Source organism: Hoylesella timonensis S9-PR14 (assembly GCF_000762405.1).
GTDB lineage: Bacteria > Bacteroidota > Bacteroidia > Bacteroidales > Bacteroidaceae > Prevotella > Prevotella timonensis_A.
This window is the reverse complement of sequence record NZ_JRPQ01000218.1, coordinates 1-2,028: the sequence shown is the minus strand read 5'-3', so window position 1 is coordinate 2,028 and position 2,028 is coordinate 1. Positions and strand designations below refer to the sequence as shown.

Below are 2,028 nucleotides of genomic sequence, written 5' to 3'. Positions count from 1 at the left end.
TGGAAAAGATCGGCGACTTTGACATCAAAGCCGCCAAGGAAAACATTAAGAAAGATATAAGCAATATCGGAGAAGTACTTGCCACCGCTGGAAAAGATGCTGTCAATGGAAATATCAAGGATTTTTCGGCAATAGGTAAGATCTTCAAATCAAAACCATCCGAAATTTACCAACTATACAAGACCTTCCGAAGTAAGTATGAAAGTATACGCAACGCAGGGAATGTGAAGGAAATTCTGATGAGCGTTCTTCAATCGACGGACGCAGATGCTGTGTCACGTCTTTTTCAGATAGACGATTATAACATATCAGGCTATATCAGCAATTATNTAAAAGAGTTAAAGGGGCAACACTATAGACAAAGATGGTACATCTATTCCGAAGATAGTGGTAATAAAATTCTCGCTGAATACAAGCCTTCGCATCCGAGGAATACTAATGACAACTCCGCATGGACAGGTTGGAAGTATAAAGAGAATTTTGAAAGAAAGACCACACCGTCTTTCCCCACCCTTTCCCCACAAGAATATAATGAACTCAAAAGACAAGCTGAAATGTCGACAGGTTGGAATGCNGCTCGNAAAAGTCAATATGANCATCAACATCCTGGTCATACCATCACTATTGATTATGCCATGGACTCCTATTCCTACATTATATGGGGCACAGAACGAAGCGTATAGGATGATGGAGGGTTGAAAGGTTGGTAAAGTCGTTAGTTTACAAAGAGTTATGCGTATTTTGATGGTTGAGGCTCCACAAAACGAAACGTTTACATTGGTTTAATTTTGGTTTACATCGAGGGGCTTTTCGTTTACATGAGGCTGGCGAAAGGTTTACATACATAGGGCTGCACGTTTACGCGTGTGGCCTTTTTTTGATGCTGTGTGTGGAAGTGCTTTATACACGGGAGTTTTGGGCGTACAGGGGCTTTGTATGCGCCCTTATTTGAACGGCATGGGAATGGTATCATAACGGTCTTCAAATGAGGTTTGAGGGAAGTTTGGCAGATCGACGAAAAACGAGTAAAAATGGTGTTTTTTGAGGGGTGGATGTTCAGGTGGATGTTCAAAGTGGATGTTCATTTTGCAAAAAGTGGATGTTCAAAACTCCTGCCAAGCCCCCCCCTGTGGGGATATAGCAACAATCCAAAAAAAGGGGGATTGATGCAAGAAACTGACACTATGCGAACAACTTTTGAAAGCCATTTTTTTGCGTAAACCCCTATATATGCAAGGGTTGAAGCCATAGACGGAGGTGTATCGGGGCATTTAGGGAGGGGGGACACCCCACTGGGGGGCGCTTTGCGGTACAGGGGGCTATTTCGTACACTTTCCACCTTTAATAACATGGAAGAGTTCTATCCGACGTTCGCAGCGTGTGAAGAGTGGGCATTGGAGGCAAGCCTTTCTTTTTCAATAGTAAGTTGGCGGATCTGCTCCTTGAGTTGTCCGATTTCCTCTGCTTGTTCTTTGATAGTGTCAAGTAATTCTTTAAGAAATGGGTCTGCGTCTTGTGCTTTCTGCACAGGAAAAAATTTGGATCCGACTTTGCCTTTAGTAAAAACTGTAGTTACGGTATGTTCTCCATCTTCAGGCTCCCCCTCTTTTGGAGCTACTATTGTAAGATCTTTACGAATATTGATAAAATCACCTACTGGCTGGTTCTCTGTTCCAAATAGAATCCACTCTGCCGATATATTCGCATTTGCGCAAACTTTCCTCAAGACTTCATAAGAAGGTTTTCCTTTTCGTGTACCAACAATATTTTCAACCACAGTGGGGCTTACTCCTACTGCCTTTGCAAATGCTCTTTTGTTATTATTGAATAGTACCTTGATGATTGTCTCAAATCTCTCATTTATACTCATATTTTATAAATATTATCATTTGCGAATAAAATATTCGCATTATTATTTTGAATATTCGCAAAAGCGTATTATCTTTGCAGCGTGTTTAATCTTAAACACCGCTCAAAGATACGGAAAAGGGGCGAGATTAACGAATTTAAAGGATTAAAGATTATGAA

The 2,028-nt window shown here is 41.0% G+C and carries 1 protein-coding gene; it reads right to left on the bottom strand.

Going from position 1 to position 2,028, the window contains the following annotated elements; genetic code table 11:
- Positions 1 to 1,360 precede the first annotated feature (1,360 nt).
- Complete coding sequence (locus tag HMPREF9304_RS11880; RefSeq protein ID WP_036929470.1) at positions 1,361 to 1,870, bottom strand: hypothetical protein; 510 nt, start codon at positions 1,868 to 1,870, stop codon at positions 1,361 to 1,363.
- Positions 1,871 to 2,028: the final 158 nt, after the last annotated feature.

Excerpts from the sequence above, each read along its gene's own strand:
- HMPREF9304_RS11880 (WP_036929470.1), bottom strand. The coding sequence starts at position 1,870 with ATGAGTATAAATGAGAGATTTGAGACAATCATCAAGGTACTATTCAAT.